A 14,620-nucleotide genomic window follows, 5' to 3' on the forward strand; every position below is an offset into this window, starting at 1 on the left:
ACTGGATTTCACTATGCACCGCGCCGCACACAAGTTTCGATTGCTACGGCATGCATCTCTGCTAATTTGTCCGGCAGTATGGTTAGTCGTGGCGCCGACGATCGCGATAGCAGATGGTACGAAGGCATTGAATGCGCAGAGTTCGGCCGATGCAGCTGGTTCGGAAAAACAGGCAATGCAGCAGTCGGCTGCGAAGAAGGCGAAGGCAAAGATCATTCCCTATCCGAACGCGAGTGTTTGGACAGATGCGAAAGTCGCTGCGAAGGAGTTCATCGGGTTCGATTTCATCGGCGAGTATGTGAAAGGTGATCAGGCGATTCAGGTTACACCGTCGGAGGGCAAGTTCTATTTGTCGGTTTATCGGGGCGGATTGCCCGGATCAGGCTGGGACGGCGGAACGGTTGCTCACGAGTGGTGCGAAGCGGACGCAATGAAAAAACGTTTGCAGGGTTGGAATAAGCTTGACCGCAGCGTGGGTGTTGTTGGTAAAACCCCACCCGCCGGCGCGCTTGTGCTGTTCGACGGTTCGGGCGCGAAAGCCTGGAAAAATGGAAAGATTGAAAACGGGTTGCTAAAGGCGGGGGCTGGGACAAAACAAACTTTTCGGGACTTTACGTTGTATCTTGAGTGGCAGGTGCCGCTAAAGCCCGAGCCGCCGATCAGTCACCCACATCGAGGCAACAGTGGTGTCTTTGCGGTGGGCGCCTACGAGGTTCAAATCTCGGATACGTTTGGGCTCGATCATGATCCACGGGCGTGGGAAGAAATCGAAATGCTCAAGCCGGTCGATACTTGGTGTGGGAGTATTTATGGAATTCGCGCAGCGGATTTGAATATGTGTTTGCCGCCGCTTGCTTGGCAAAGTCTAGAGATTCAATTCAAGGCAGCTCGCTTCGAAGATGGAGCCAAGATTTCTCCGGCCATCATTTCCGTGATTCACAACGGCGTCAAGATACACGACAATGTTAGCCTTCCCGAAGGCACTGGCGGTGGGCCGTCTGGACCGCGTCCCGAGGTCGCCGAAGGGCCGATCTATCTTCAAAATCACGGCAATCCAAATCGGTTTCGCAATATTTGGATCGTACCACAGTAAGCTATCGTGACAATGAATGATCGCAGTGAACGTACAAAACGATCTTGCCGGGCGGGCTAGGTTCCGTCGGCAAGTCGTTTCGTTCGAGTCCAAGGTGTTGAATCAAATCAGTGGCGGTCTCTGTTAGGATCCCGGTAGCACGACACTCTTGGAAAACCTTTCGGTGGGCTTACCCTCACTCTGCAAAAGCACGGTTGTTGTTAGTTTTTTTCCTTTGGCAAAGGTTTGATCACATAGCAATCGCACGATCGTTTTTTCAAAGGGTTTCAATTGCCTGACCGAACCGCTGGCGATTCGTGTTTCACTTGCTGGTTCGCCAATCAGTAGCTCGACTGTTGATCGTCCGGAAACGGCCTCACCAAAATTCTGGATTTCCACATAAGCTTCTAGCCCTTCATTGGTGAACTCAAACTTGGGCGAGAGTGCGGAAAGCTGCGACACGACTGGATTGGCACCGGGCAAACGAGCCCACCCAAACAGCAACTTTCCATCGCTCGATTTACCGAGTAGTTTTCCTGCCCAGTTCGCCGCTGTGATGCCGCTGTTCTTACCGTCAAACGTAAGAATTAGGTCTGTGCCATCTTGTTTCGTCTTCATAACTCTGCTGCCACGACCGTAGTTAACCTCTTCCGAAGCTCCGAAGCGAAGGGAATCAAGATCAAGATCGGTGTGGGGATTAAAATCGTCTTCGGCCTTGATCTTCACGAGGATCTGTTGCGTCGAATCGGTAATAGGATTGGGGTTTAGAAGTTCCATCAAACGAGGTACGGTCATCGGGATACCGATGAGCTTGGAGTTATGGTTGTCGTTTGGTTGATCGGAATGCTTGTCGCAATCGATCACAGCGAAATAGGCATACAAAGGCCGCCCATGATCATCATGTAGAAAACGGATCCGCTCGTATTTGTACCAATCTTCCTTGGTTCCGTCTTGGTAGCGAGCGATCCCCGGCGTATAAGCTTCGCCCGGTTCGGCTTTCCAACGGAATCCATCGATTGAACGCAGGTAGTAGGCAATCCGGCCTTTCCAATCGTTCACGATGATGTGGTATTGCACGTCGTCCTTCCACATCACAGGATCTTCGAAGATGCCCTCGACTTTCGGGTAAACCGATTCGGCGGATGTGTTATGCCAGTTCTCTCCGCCGTCTGGGCTGGCCCAAATGTACCCTCGGCGGGAAACAGCGATGTAGGAACCGTCATCCCTCGGTGCAAACGAGAAGTTTACATAGTTCTTAAAAACATAACGCTCGCGTTTGTGGAAATCATAAGCGTGCCTTTTCCAAGGTCCCGACGGACTGTCGGAGGCAAACAGCACCCCGTGCGTGGTGTAAATAATGTACTTTCCGAGTTTACACTTCGTGGGAGTCAACAGTTCGGGGTTATGTCCCACGCCCAAAGTTTCCTTCGCTACATACGGTCCAAGAGGATGGTCCGCTACTGCATGGACAACTATCGAATCAAAGTATCCGAAATGGCCAGCGGGGTGATTTTCGGGCCAGCGGGACGAGTAAAGGTGGTAGACGCCTTGATCGTCTTTGAATGGATCGCCACACCAATATGACCACTTGGGGTCTTCGATACCGTTACTGATATCACGTGGCGTCACGTTGTCGCCGCCCCACGTATCGCTTGTTAGCGGACGCATGATCGGCATCGGCTTGAACAGATCCTTGAACTGCCCGCCGGGTACTAGATCGGTCCATTCACCAGGACGCTGCCGAACGACGTCGTCTGCCTGTAACGGAGCCAACGCAGATGCACCCAGCAGGATGGAAGTTATTAATACGCTAAATTTCATTGTGATTAAGTTCCTTGAAATGGCTGAAAGCGAGTTCAATTTTATTACAGGATCGCATAATCGGCAGTGCTTGCCAGCCCAACAATGGGGTGCTAGCGCCAAACTCGACCGCTGAGTTGTTCTTGCGTCATACCTCCGTCAGTGTTTCCGCCAACGGTAAGCGGGACTTTGGCAACTTCGCGTTGAAGTCATCATCAGAACGATAACCCAGAGCGACAGCAACGATGCTTGTGTATCCCTTTTCACGCAAGCCAAACTCTTCGTCCAAAGCCTTGGTATCGATGCCTTCCATCGGAACGGCATTGATGCCAAGCGTCGAAACACCCAAAAGAAACGACCCGACATTGAGATACACCTGCTTTTCCATCCAATGTTGTACGTCTTTAAGGTCGTGCCGGTGCAGATTGACGAATCGGCACCGAATCGAATGCACGAGCTCTCTTTGAGCCGGATCGGTTAGCCGGCCATCCGCCTGCTCCTGGTCAAGCAACCGCAACAAGTAGTCTTCGCTGATTTCAAGCTTGCTGCAGAACACGACCACGTGCGACGCATTCAGAATTTTTGGTTGGTTCGATGCGAAGTTTCCCGCAGCCGCCACCGCAACCCGCCGTTTCCCTTCATTTGTCGAAGCAAGAATGAAGTGCCATGGTTGGCTATTTGTGCTCGACGCACTGTATCGCAACAGATCCTTAATCGAGTCGATGTCCGAATGCTTTATCTTCTTGGTTGGATCAAATGCTTTGGTCGAGTAGCGACGTTGCACAACTTCAGCGATAGGAAGATCCAATCTTTCAAGTAGCTTAAGCATACGTATGCTCCTGAGATGTAGTTGGCTTTATGCGTATCAAGGGGAAGTGTCGATACCATGCAGAAGTATCGCGTCAAATGGACGAACAGAATCGACGAAGTCGCGATTGGTGGCGGCTCGATGATCAGGCTGCAAAACAACGACTATGCAATTACCGTCATTTCATTGACAGTGAATTCTTCGACCGCGCCTTCGGTCGCAGCGATGTAGTCCTGCAAGTGTTGTGAACCCATATGCTTTTGCCATCGTTCGCGGGATTCCCAGTTCTCGTAAAACATAAAGTGCGCTGGATCTTCATTGTCCTGATGCAAATCGTATTGCATGCAGCCCGCTTCGGCGCGAGTGGTTTCGATCAGCCCTTGAAGCTCGGCCCGAACGAGATCAATTTTGTCAGCTTTCGCCTTGATATTTGCAACAATCGTAAGTTTAGACATATTTTTGCGTTCCTTGATTGGTTGTTAACGACTGGAAATCCAACAGCACCGCATCGCTCAATGACACGCGGCATTTGCATAGTCGACAAATCATCGGTGAATCCAAGTAGACTATCATTGCATCGCTGGTCTGTGCAGCCAACGAATGCCTTCGGTTCCATTCGCGATAGGCGCTGCTGCAATTTTTTGCGCACCGAGTGTGTTTTGTAAATCGTGCGTTTGTCAATTGTGGCGGGCCAGTTGGTACTTTGCTAGAGATGGTTTTGAGCAAAACTGCCTTTTCGCACTTCCTGGCTGAGGTGGAGTCCTGTTTGTTTGGAATCGCGCTGTCCCTATTCCCAGCGTCAACTTAGAGCTCCCCCGATGGTTCAATCGATGCAGCACGTGCACATTCACGGTCATTTCTGTCACAGCCTGATATAGGGGGTGACCAAACGTGTTGTCTACTTTGAGGAGTGACTTGGCGCAAACGTAGCGAACGAAATCGAGCGAAGTTGCCGGTTGGCATGTTGGAAATGACTACGATTGATAAGTTGAATGAATGGGCTTTTAGTGTTGTGGCGGATTCGGCGGTATCAATTGGCGGGTTCATTTACCCGAAGCCGTTTGTTTCTCCCTCAGCAATTGTTTCTCCCTCAGCAATTCGTCAAGTCGTATTGAATAGTGGCATCGGCATAGTGGTTCCAATACAATGGTCCAGCGGCGTCAGGCAACTCATTTCGTCTGCCAGCTTACACGAACGAACGCAACGGGAATTTCCCCCAAAGGACTTAACATGCAAACGAGTAACAAAGTGAAACGTCGCACATTGCTTAAGGGGGCTTTGGCCGCATCGGCGGCAGGCTTGGCTCCGTTTAACATCCTCAAGGCAGGGCCATCTCCAAACAGCAAACTCAACATCGCCTGTATCGGCGTGGGAGGACGTGGTTCCGCAGTTGCCGGAGGTATGGCCGGGACGGATAACATCGTTGCGCTGTGCGATGTCCATGAATCTTGGCACAAAGCTGCTATTGCTAAACAGCCGCGACTACAAGGCATAAAGCTTTGGAAGGACTATCGCGAGATGTTCGACAAGGTTGGTAAGGAGATCGATGCGGTGATGATCGCTACACCCGAGCACGCGCGTTTTTCGATAGCGATGTCAGCTATCCGACAGGGCAAGCACGTCTATGCCGAGAAACCGCTGTGTCATACCGTGAATGAGATTCGATTATTGGCGGAAGAGGCCGCAAAGAATCCAGCGATCGTCACACAGATGGGGAACCAAGGGCATTCCAGTGAGAGCGCTGCTCAAATCAATGATTGGGTCGATGCTGGAACGATTGGTCAGGTCCGCGAAGTGGTCGCTTTCTCGAGAAAGAACTATTGGATCGACAAACCGTTGGTTCAAGGAAGCGACGTGCCTGATGACTTGGATTGGAATCTGTACTTGAATCGCGCGGACGAGATTCCTTTTAGCGAAAGTTACATGAATCGCGAGTGGATTCGCTATCGCCATTTCAGCGGTTCGGTGGGTGACATGGGCGGGCACACTTTGGATGCCGGTTATTACTCGCTCGGTTTAACTGCGCCGACGAGTGTTCGGGCCGACGTCGTCGCACCGGCGACACCGTGGTCAATGCCACGAGCAGGTGTCGTTACTTGGGAGTTTCCGGCTCGCGGCGATAAACCGCCGGTCACCATGAAGTACTACTTAGGAACGGATATCGAATTCCCGAGGCCCAAGCATCTTGATCCGGACCAAAAGATGATCGATGCCGGTTCCTTTTTAGTGGGTGAACACGGATCGATCCAAGCGGGAAGCCATAGTCAAGGTGCGAGATTACTGCCGAAATCGTTGAGGGATGCGACGCAGAATGTGTCTGCATCGGCGTTCCGATGTAAAGCGAGTAATCACTCTGCTAATTGGACGTTGGCTTGCAAAGGCGAGGACAAAGCGATGTCGTCATTCGACTACGCAGGACCGCTTTCCGAGGTCGTTGTGCTCGGAAACATCGCCCTCATTCATCCTGGTACGACCTTGAAATGGGACGCGGCCAAGATGGAGATCACCAATCATGAGGCAGCCAACAAGAGCCTATTCATGCGTCGTATTGACCCGCGTGACCACCTGAATTGGTATTGAGGTTCGCAGACCAGCAAACGCGATGACGCAGATTGTCACGTTGTATCGTTAACCGCACGAAAAACGCCTCGATTGTGTGATCACAATCGAGGCGAGTGATCACAACCGCGCAGACGAACCGACTTGGTATTGGAAGCGGAAATTTGCTCGCCGTGTTGGGGCCCCGGATTTTTGCAGACTGTTGCCGGGCCAGCCCAGCACAATGGCATCGCGGTCCATGCCGTTCCAGAGTATCAGCGTGCCTGCGAGGAAACAGCGGATAAGGACGCTATTTCTGCTATTCGAAAAATGTCCGTCGAAATTATTCCAATTTTCCGTGTCCTTTGCGGTTACCTAGGCAAGCGGATCCCAGCGCTACTGCCGTCTCGTAGGTCTGCGGCGTAAGCGTTGAGAACGAAGGGGCTGACGGAGGATTCCAAAACGATGGTCTTCGGTTTGTCAAACCCAATTCGCTTCCGAGCGAACATGACGCAGCGCGCCACTTCGTTGTCACAGCTGCCATGTCGACAAGAAGAGTATTCAACTGAAAAATGAAAATAATGTTCATAAAGACGAGCTTTGCGTTCCTTTTGGTGTTATCGGTTTGCAACCTTTTGCACGCGGATCCTCCAGTGCCGCCCGTGGGAAAGCGATGGGTGTTAAATCCTGATTTTTCCGATGAGTTCAACGGAACGCAATTGGACTCGACCAAATGGCTTGATCATCACCCGACATGGAAAGGACGGGTCCCGGGCTTGTTCCTGCCGTCGCAGGTTTCGGTAAAGGATGGTTGCCTGCAAATTGAAGGTAAGAAGCTGGAAAAGGATATTGTCATTGACAAAGGGAATGGCAAAAAGGATGTGTTCACGATTGCAGGCGGAGCGGTTGTTTCAAAGCAAGCGGCCTATCGAGGGTATTATGAATGCCGGCTAAAAGCTGCGAAAACCACCATGTCTACGACATTCTGGTTCTCTGGCGGTGGTGGCGAAGGCCCTCACGGCTGCGACAGCTATGGCTTGGAATGGGACATCCAAGAGTGCATCGGCAGAAACGGCGACTTCGACGGCAGCTACTTCGCCAATGGCATGCATTCGAATTCGCATTATTGGTACACCGACTGTGATGGTGAAAAATTCGATCACCGAGCAGAACAAGTTAAGTTTGAGGATCCGGAACTTGCTTCGGAGGACTTCCATGTTTATGGAGGATGGTGGCGAGATGAAACCAAAGCCAGCTACTACTACGACAATGGCGAGCCAAAACATCAGATATTCTACAACGAGATAAGCGAGAAGCCTTTTGACCGTCCGCTATATATGCGTTTGGTTTCGGAAACCTACCCGTTCCCATGGATCGAACTTCCAAGTGATGAAGAACTGGCCGATCCGACCAAGAACATTGCGTATTACGATTGGGTTCGTGGCTACAAGCTCGTCGATGTTGAGGATCCCAATCATATCGACATGGACACAAAGCGAGGGACTCAAGAAGGGGGTGTTCGTGGGACGGTCTCGGAAGACAAGGCTCCGGTAAAACCGAGATCGGTAGTCAAAGTCTTCGACGAGAAGATAACGTTCAACACAGATGATTGTGAACTGAGTGCGTCTGGTACGCTAAAGATCGCCTTTACCTACAAGGCCAACGAAGAGAGAGAGGATGTTCTCGAACTGCATGATTCGAATGGTGGTATCGTTGCCGATGCCACCATTGCTGCTTACGCAGGCTATGCCAATCGAGTATTTGATTTCGCAATCGGTAAAGACGTCGCGAGCAAATCGGGGCTTAAGTTGACGGGTAGCATTCGCCCAATCAATAGCGATCGTTCTGACCACCTCAGTACCGATTCGTTGGACGTTGATCGAGCCAGCCCAAGCGACCCGCGTCCGCAAAAATGATCGTCGGTCTATTGAGCTTTTACAAACACTTCAAAATTGATTGAGGAATAGGATGTTAAGGCACTTCTTTGCCATGGCGGCCATGTTGTTCGTCGTGGTTGTTTATGGGCAAACTAAGCCCAATGTGATTGTCTACTTTGCGGATGACATTAGCGCTCGGGAATTCCCAGTCTATGGATCCTCTGTTTGGAGCGATTTGAAAGGCCAAGCCACGAATGATCCTGAGCTCCGTGCTCGAACGCCAGTGATGGAGCAGTTGGCTAAGGAAGGTGTTGTCGTGAAGACGGCGTGGGCTGCAACGATTTGTAATCCAAGCCGTGCCATGATGATGACGGGGCGTTATGCGCATATCCATAAATGGTGGCATAACCGAGATCGCGGTTCCTACCGAGATCAAAACGGGCGTCCTTTGACATGGCCGCTGTATGAGAGTTCGCCGATGTTGAACGGGCATATTGCTCAAAAAGCCGGATATGGGACCTATTGGGCAGGCAAAACACAAATGGCCGGAGACCTCACTCGGTTTGGATTCGATGAAGGATGTTTTACTCCCGGAAATTTGTCAGACACGGATAATCCATTCACCGATTTCAAGCACATCGTGAAGAAAAAGAACGGTGAAAAGGTCCTGATTAATGCGGATACCGGAAAGACATGCAAAAGCTATCAGCAACACGGATGGTACTGGTTTCCGCATGTACGCCTGATGAACGACCCCTCCGCTCCGGGCGCATTCAGTTGGTGGCCCAACTCCGATGAGTCAAAGGCATCATTTGGAATCAATACTTATGGTCCAGATGTGGAACTTGACTTTGTTTTCGACTTTATGGACCGGCAGCAGAAGACTGGAAAACCCTTTTTTGTTTATCACACTACCCACCTTGGGCATGATGCGTTTGATTGGTTCTTTCCTGAGTCACCCTGCAAATGGCCGGGGGCTCCTATGGTGAGTTGGGACGGCAAAGAATACACGCGGACACAGCCACAAGTGACCGGTGATGCCGGCAAGTACGAAACCCATGGGACCATTACCGATCCGGGGATCCACAATCATGTTAGCTATATCGATTACCAGATCTGGCTGTACCTGAACAAACTGAAGCAAATGGGGCTGGATCAGAATACCATTTTGATCATCGCCGCTGACAACGGAACCAGCGGTTATGGAAAAGGAAGTCCGGAGCGGCAGAAAGGATGTCATGTGCCGTTCATGATCTATGCGCCCGGTATTAAATTCACAAAAGCGGGCATGCAAGACGTGCTGCTAAGCATTGCTGACGTCTGGCCAACGCTGGCGGAGGTCATGAAGGTTGAGACACCGCAAGGCTACGAAATCAACGGAGAGAGTTTTTGGAGCTGGCTTACGACCGATCAACAGCAGCACCGTGATTGGATCTATACACACAAAAGCGAAAAGCAGTTGGTCCGGGGCAAGCGAGTCATGAAAGATGGATTTGGCAAATGGTGGGACGTCTCCGAGACGCCCGATGACCTGATTAGTTTTCGCCAGATCACGAATTGGGAAGCAGAGTCAACAGAGTTCAAAGACGAGCGAGATAGGCTTCTGCAAACTATCAAGCCGTTCGATCTTCATGCGATCGAGCATGACGCGCCAGGATTCAATGGCGAACAAAACAAGTGAAAGAAATGTTTTTGAAATGACAGCCGCTTCGACGTCGCGCGGAGGGTAAAGGCTGATGGAAGGGAAATGAGTCCAACGCAACTTTGCTGTTGGAAAATACGTTGAAAAAACCAGGTTTTTGAGTGAATTGAAGAATGAGTAAAACGATGAAATGCATTTGGATGGTAATGTTTTTAGCGGGCGTGTCAGTTGCCAACGCCGAGAAACCGAACATCATTGTCTTCATGGCCGATGACATGGGGTTTGCTGACACTGGCTTCACTGGGTCGGAGGACATTTTGACGCCAAACCTAGACAAACTCGCGGCTTCGGGCGTGATATTCAAGCAAGGCTACGTCAATCATGCGTTCTGTGGTCCGAGTCGCGCCGCATTGTTATCCGGTCGCTACCAACATCGCTTCGGATTTGAAACGAATCCGGCATATGACCCTGCCAATCCGGCCATGGGAATTGATCCGGGTGAAAAGCTGTTTCCCGAGCGGCTTCAAGAGGCTGGCTATGTAACGGGAGCCGTCGGTAAGTGGCATCTCGGCGCCGCGGAACCGTTCCATCCGAACAACCGCGGCTTTGACTATTTCTACGGTTTTCTCGGCGGCGGGCACGATTACTTCCGCATCGACCTGACACAGTCGGTGAAGGAAGCGTATCTGCAAGGATTGGTTCGCAACCGCCGTCCCGCCGATTTTGAAGGCTACCTGACAACGGCACTCAGTCGCGACGCAGCAGAGTTTGTCGAAACCAACAAGAACGAACCCTTCTTTCTCTACGTGGCCTACAATGCTCCGCATGCACCACAACAGGCACCGCCCGAAGACATTGAACGCTACAAGCACATCCCGGACAAAAAACGACGTGTCTACGCTGCGATGGTGGACGTGATGGACCGTGGCATTGGCGAAGTCGTTACCGCTTTAGAACGGAACCAGCTGCGTGATAACACCCTGATCTTTTTCCTAAGCGACAATGGTGGCCCACAGCCTTCGAAGAGCCAGCCGGGTAAATGGAACGGATCCGACAACCAACCGTTTCGTGGTGGCAAGGGCAACCTGTACGATGGTGGCGTGCATGTTCCATTTATAGCATCGTGGCCTGCGATGATTTCACCGGGCCAGACCTTTGATTCTCCGGTGATAGCACTGGATATTGCCCGCACGGCGGTCGCTGTGGCCGGTGCGGACGCGACCGTCGAACCAACGATGGAAGGTGTCGATCTAATTCCGTTTGTGACTGGGAAAAACGCAACCGCGCCCCATGACGCCCTCTTTTGGCGTGATGGCGACGGTAGGAAGTGGTCGGTGTTAGCGGCCGATGGTACCAAGCATGTGCAAGACAACGACACCAAGTCACCACAGCTGTTTTTTCTGCCGGATGATGTTGGCGAGCAAGATAATGTTCTCGAATCGCATCCCGAACGTGCGCAAGAACTGTACGCCAAGTGGTCCAAGTGGAACGAAAGCAACGTCCCCTGTCGTTTGATGGGATACATTGACTACCACAAAAAACGCGACCTTTGGTATTCGGAAGCAGTTCCCGACGGAGCGAAGAAGGCCGGCTACAAACCGAAGGTTAAAAGCAACTTCAAATAGTACGCTAAGTCCGATGCGCCGATGGCATCCGAGCATGCTTATCATTGAAGTGGAATCTTCCTAGGACCTGTCCTGGTCTACATAGCTTCCTGATAAGCATGCTCCTGAAAAACATGCCCCTGAAAAACATGGGGTGAAACCACGGAAAATGCGGACGACTCGGGGCGATTTCGGCTGTTTGATTGCCGAGTAGACGGTCTGTTCCGTGGTTGAATTTTCGGACTGCAAGGACAGCAAGAGCAATTTCGCTGTTAACAAAGTTGGTGATCCGCGGGCTATTTCTTCAATTCGCTGTTGGCTTGGTCAATGCGGTTACGCTGGTTGCGGTTCAATCCCTGTTTGAAATACTGCTCGGGCCGAAAATAGGGTCGGTGATGCTTCATCACAGGGTCATGGATGTCCTGGCTAAGGTCACAGTCAAACCTCGCCAAGATCGCATGGTTCTCACTCCATTTCGTGTAATTGGTGAAGTGGGAAATGCCCCAAGTGATTCCTCGGCCATCTTTGGTGTTAGTAAAGGCATCGGGAATGAAGGGACCGCCGGCGATCGGCATCAACTGTACAATCGATGCTATCTCGAAATTAACACCATCCGCGGCAAACTGAACAGTGTTATGCTCATTCCCATCTCCGTGAACCAAGGCTGCAATCCCGCTTTGAAAGGGGAACAGCGTGGTTTCGTGGCCTGAGTTGATCACGGGGTTTAGCGGGTTCTTCGTGAAGGGGCCCAAAGGATGATCGGCAGTGGCCAAACCCTGCATGCGCACTAAGCGTGGGTCGCCATCGCAATCCGATTTGTAATACAGGTAGATCTTGTCGTTGTAGACAAGCGGGTAGGGATCGTGAATAGAATACTGGTCCCATTCACCCTTGGCGCCGTTAGGAATAACGATTTCATTGTGCGGTGTCCAAGGACCGTCGGGCGAGTCGGCATAGGAGACCGCCACCGGACAATCGTCTCCGCGCAGGCCACTGGCCTCCATGAAGCCCTGGTAGTAAAGATAGTACTTGCCCTTCCAAACTAGGATGTCGGTCGTGGTCACGCTGCGCCATCCAACCTGAGGTTTTGGCGGACGAGGCACTGCAACGCCTTGCTCGGTCCAGTTGAAACCATCTTCACTCGTCGCGTACCAGATATCCGCCAAATCCCAATCGCTTGAGGGAATGGTGTCCGTGCATTCCTTGGCGCCCTTTGGCGGAACAGGGGTGTGTCGGTGGGTGTACCATATGTAGTACTTGCCATTGACAAAGATCACCTTGGATGGATCGCGTCTGGAAATGGTGCCATCGTGGTCGTTATAGTCAAAACCCTTTAGCTGCGTGTACTTGAAAAGCGAATAGAGTTCGTTGTCTTCGGGGCGCGGTGCCAAGTAGGCGGTATAGTTGCGCTGCATCGCGGCACTCAGTTGACGGTCTGGCTTCGCTTTGGGCAACACAAAGGGAAAGCCACTGGGCTGTGCTGGGTCGGCAGCTTGTGCTGGGTCGGCAGCTTGTGCTGGGTCGGCAGCTTGTGCTGGGTCGGCAGCTTGTGCTTGGTCGGCAGCTTGTGCTGGGTCGGCAGCTTGTGCTGGGTCGGCAGCTTGTGCTGGGTCGGCAGCACAGACTTGAAGCGTCGCTACAAAAGCCAGTAAAAAGAGGGGCATCGCTGATTTTATAATCATGTCCTGTTCCTTGCTTCGTGGGGAATTTTTCGGTTTATGAATTGCGGGTGATTCTACTTCGTGCGATACGTCCGATAAGAGTTTACTGATTTTTTTCTGCCGACTTTTCAGCCGATAGCCCAACCGTTATTCCCATACCAAACGAGCGATACTGACACCACGATACGGCCATTCCACGCTGGAAATGTACCAATCATCTTGTTCGTCTTGAAAAATTTCGGGGGCATGGGCGTTGATCACGGCTACCTCATCCTTCAAGTCAAAACGTAATGGATTGTCGGATTTGTAGACATACGTGACGTGCTGATACGCTCCCTGAAGTTCTTTGCGGTCCCATATTCCGTTCCAGCCACAGACAAATAAATAAAAAGTGTTGCCATGGCGAACGATGGATGGCGATTCGGGATCAAAGCCTTGCTTCATGGTCAAAATGGGCTCGTGCTGTTTCCAAACGTTGAAATCTTTGGAAGTTGCGATTCTTACATCGCGAACCCCGCATATGGTGAGATGGTAGGTATCGTTCCAGAACAGAATACTTGGATCACGCCCGATCGGTGTGTCCCCCAGTGATCCTTTGGGTGTCCAATTAAACAAGTCCTCGGATACGGCATAACGGATCGGCGTAGGGCCATAAACCATATGGTAAAGATCGTTACGCCGGACGATAAAGGGAGCGTGATTTGCAGCCAATTCTCTGGGGCGTGCGTTTGGTGGCAGAACCTTTGGCTGATCTTTCCAGGCCCCTTCTTTGAGAGTTTCTTTTAACGGTCCGGCCGGTGCGATTGCATGGAATGAGAGGTTCTCGCCCAAGTGAATATGTTCAAGGTCGGTAATAGGATGCGTGATACCAAAAGCGTGCCACCGCCCTGATTGATCCTTGACGAAACAATGATCGTTAGGGACCCATTCTTCATAGTGTTTGCCAGCGACCAATTGCCCGACGCTTGGTCCAGGAAAGACATCGCCACCCGGTTGGTAAACATTGACATACTCGCCCGCGATTCGGGGAACTGCAGCCGTTGACGTTCCTTCGCCAGCCAGTCCCTGTTCGACAGCGTACGTCTTTCCACAAACAAGAACACTTAGGATTGTGACAACAAATCCCGTCTTCATCGTCATGGTAAACCTTCTATATATAAGTCGAGCGTGCATGAAGCCAACGGACGAGTTTAAAGTTGCAGAATTTCCTCAGGGAAGCGAGCCCACCGAGCGGTGACGGGCGCTCGCCACACAGCACAAAAGATGCTCACGACGTTTCGACGATGGAGTAGAGACCACCCGATTCGCGTCGGATCTTCCCTTGGTTGGCCAATTCTCTCCAAACGGCTTTCGGGAACTGATCCGGTGGTGTAATCGCGGCGATGCGAGAGCGGTGGCCTGAAGACGTTGGTCCGTAGCCCAATCCGGATTCATCGTCCAACCGAGTGAGTTTCAGGCGTTTGCGAAACGCCTTCATCGCGAGTCGCAGTTCCTCTTTGGAAGGCGGCTCGGGTGTTGTGTTTGCTTCGGAATCAGTCATTGCTTGGTCCAATGGTAACGTTGGCGAAGTTATTGAAGATCACAAGTATATCGAAGATCAGCGTTTTCCGCGCGGAAT

At 51.5% G+C, this 14,620-nt stretch carries 11 protein-coding genes; 5 read left to right on the forward strand and 6 right to left on the reverse strand.

Annotated elements, in window-relative coordinates:
- The first annotated feature begins 13 nt into the window (after positions 1–13).
- Positions 14–1,093: a 3-keto-disaccharide hydrolase gene (locus tag CA13_RS01040; protein WP_419193791.1), complete on the forward strand. Its 1,080-nt coding sequence runs from the start codon at positions 14–16 to the stop codon at positions 1,091–1,093.
- Between the two features lie 123 nt (positions 1,094–1,216).
- Here the strand turns inward: CA13_RS01040 and CA13_RS01045 are convergent, their stop codons facing one another.
- The 3 genes from CA13_RS01045 to CA13_RS01055 all read right to left on the reverse strand — a co-directional run bounded on the left by CA13_RS01045 (position 1,217) and on the right by CA13_RS01055 (position 4,135).
- On the reverse strand, positions 1,217–2,893 hold the full coding sequence (locus tag CA13_RS01045; RefSeq protein ID WP_146393983.1) for a glycoside hydrolase family protein: 1,677 nt from the start codon (positions 2,891–2,893) through the stop codon (positions 1,217–1,219).
- Positions 2,894–3,020: 127 nt separating this feature from the next.
- The gene (gene nfsB, locus CA13_RS01050; RefSeq protein WP_146393985.1) at positions 3,021–3,701 is read right to left on the reverse strand and encodes an oxygen-insensitive NAD(P)H nitroreductase; all 681 of its coding nucleotides are present in this window, start codon (positions 3,699–3,701) and stop codon (positions 3,021–3,023) included.
- Positions 3,702–3,844: 143 nt separating this feature from the next.
- Complete coding sequence (locus CA13_RS01055) at positions 3,845–4,135, reverse strand: putative quinol monooxygenase (protein WP_146393986.1); 291 nt, start codon at positions 4,133–4,135, stop codon at positions 3,845–3,847.
- Positions 4,136–4,910: 775 nt separating this feature from the next.
- Here CA13_RS01055 and CA13_RS01060 point away from each other — a divergent pair.
- From CA13_RS01060 to CA13_RS01075, 4 genes are all read left to right on the forward strand, one after another.
- The gene (locus tag CA13_RS01060) at positions 4,911–6,260 is read left to right on the forward strand and encodes a Gfo/Idh/MocA family oxidoreductase (RefSeq protein ID WP_419193792.1); all 1,350 of its coding nucleotides are present in this window, start codon (positions 4,911–4,913) and stop codon (positions 6,258–6,260) included.
- Positions 6,261–6,895: 635 nt separating this feature from the next.
- Positions 6,896–8,134 carry a LamG domain-containing protein gene (locus CA13_RS01065; protein ID WP_419193793.1) on the forward strand — a complete coding sequence of 413 codons (1,239 nt, stop codon included), beginning with the start codon at positions 6,896–6,898 and terminating at the stop codon, positions 8,132–8,134.
- Between the two features lie 52 nt (positions 8,135–8,186).
- On the forward strand, positions 8,187–9,776 hold the full coding sequence (locus CA13_RS01070; protein ID WP_146393992.1) for a sulfatase-like hydrolase/transferase: 1,590 nt from the start codon (positions 8,187–8,189) through the stop codon (positions 9,774–9,776).
- Positions 9,777–9,922: 146 nt separating this feature from the next.
- A complete protein-coding gene (locus CA13_RS01075) occupies positions 9,923–11,362 on the forward strand; it encodes a sulfatase-like hydrolase/transferase (protein ID WP_146393994.1) in 1,440 nt (479 codons plus the stop codon).
- A 275-nt stretch (positions 11,363–11,637) separates the two neighbouring features.
- On the opposite strand, the gene CA13_RS01080 is transcribed toward CA13_RS01075, so the two are convergent.
- The 3 genes from CA13_RS01080 to CA13_RS01090 form a co-directional block, all read right to left on the reverse strand.
- Positions 11,638–13,023 (reverse strand): glycoside hydrolase family 117 protein, encoded by a 1,386-nt coding sequence (locus CA13_RS01080; protein WP_419193794.1) that lies wholly within the window; start codon positions 13,021–13,023, stop codon positions 11,638–11,640.
- A gap of 126 nt (positions 13,024–13,149) precedes the next feature.
- A complete protein-coding gene (locus CA13_RS01085) occupies positions 13,150–14,142 on the reverse strand; it encodes a family 43 glycosylhydrolase (RefSeq protein WP_419193795.1) in 993 nt (330 codons plus the stop codon).
- A gap of 127 nt (positions 14,143–14,269) precedes the next feature.
- Positions 14,270–14,542 carry a hypothetical protein gene (locus CA13_RS01090; RefSeq protein WP_146393998.1) on the reverse strand — a complete coding sequence of 91 codons (273 nt, stop codon included), beginning with the start codon at positions 14,540–14,542 and terminating at the stop codon, positions 14,270–14,272.
- Positions 14,543–14,620 lie beyond the last annotated feature (78 nt).

Source organism: Novipirellula herctigrandis, from assembly GCA_007859835.1.
Taxonomy (GTDB): Bacteria; Planctomycetota; Planctomycetia; order Pirellulales; family Pirellulaceae; genus Novipirellula_A; species Novipirellula_A herctigrandis.

Bases quoted from the DNA above. Each gene is read 5' to 3' on its own strand.
- CA13_RS01040 (WP_419193791.1), top strand. From the start codon at position 14: ATGCACCGCGCCGCACACAAGTTTCGATTGCTACGGCATGCATCTCTG.
- CA13_RS01045 (WP_146393983.1), bottom strand. From the start codon at position 2,893: ATGAAATTTAGCGTATTAATAACTTCCATCCTGCTGGGTGCATCTGCG.
- nfsB (WP_146393985.1), bottom strand. From the start codon at position 3,701: ATGCTTAAGCTACTTGAAAGATTGGATCTTCCTATCGCTGAAGTTGTG.
- CA13_RS01055 (WP_146393986.1), bottom strand. From the start codon at position 4,135: ATGTCTAAACTTACGATTGTTGCAAATATCAAGGCGAAAGCTGACAAA.
- CA13_RS01060 (WP_419193792.1), top strand. From the start codon at position 4,911: ATGCAAACGAGTAACAAAGTGAAACGTCGCACATTGCTTAAGGGGGCT.
- CA13_RS01070 (WP_146393992.1), top strand. From the start codon at position 8,187: ATGTTAAGGCACTTCTTTGCCATGGCGGCCATGTTGTTCGTCGTGGTT.
- CA13_RS01075 (WP_146393994.1), top strand. From the start codon at position 9,923: ATGAAATGCATTTGGATGGTAATGTTTTTAGCGGGCGTGTCAGTTGCC.
- CA13_RS01080 (WP_419193794.1), bottom strand. From the start codon at position 13,023: ATGATTATAAAATCAGCGATGCCCCTCTTTTTACTGGCTTTTGTAGCG.
- CA13_RS01085 (WP_419193795.1), bottom strand. From the start codon at position 14,142: ATGACGATGAAGACGGGATTTGTTGTCACAATCCTAAGTGTTCTTGTT.
- CA13_RS01090 (WP_146393998.1), bottom strand. From the start codon at position 14,542: ATGACTGATTCCGAAGCAAACACAACACCCGAGCCGCCTTCCAAAGAG.